The organism is Pseudomonas sp. DE0010 (assembly GCF_007680745.1).
GTDB classification, from domain to species: Bacteria; Pseudomonadota; Gammaproteobacteria; order Pseudomonadales; family Pseudomonadaceae; genus Aquipseudomonas; species Aquipseudomonas parafulva_B.
This window is the reverse complement of sequence record NZ_VEJQ01000082.1, coordinates 1-357: the sequence shown is the minus strand read 5'-3', so window position 1 is coordinate 357 and position 357 is coordinate 1. Positions and strand designations below refer to the sequence as shown.

At 72.3% G+C, this 357-nt stretch carries 1 pseudogene; it reads left to right on the top strand.

Going from position 1 to position 357, the window contains the following annotated elements:
* A pseudogene (locus tag FS767_RS21745) lies at window positions 1-294 on the top strand (tetratricopeptide repeat protein); the annotation flags it as partial.
* Window positions 295-357 lie beyond the last annotated feature (63 nt).

Sequence of the window (357 nt, the reverse complement as noted above, 5' to 3'; positions counted from 1 at the left end):
ACCGCCCAGCAACAGCAGAGCGGCGGCGATCTCAACGGTGCCTCCTCGAGCCTGGAACGCGCCCAGCGCATCGCCCCGCGCGAGCCCCAGGTGCTCTATCGCCTGGCCCAGGTGCGCCTGGCGCAGAACGATCCGGCCCAGGGCGAGCAACTGGCCCGGCGCGCCCTGACCTACGCCAATGGCCGTCCGGCCTTGCAGGCCAGTCTCTGGCAACTGATCGCCCAGGCCCGCGAGGCCCAGGGCGATGCCTCCGGCGCCGCCCTGGCCCGGCAGAAGGCGCAGGTGGGTACCTGATGGACGAGCGCCTGCCCGCCCTGGCCGATCAGCTGCTGCAGATCGAGCGTGAATTGCGCCTGC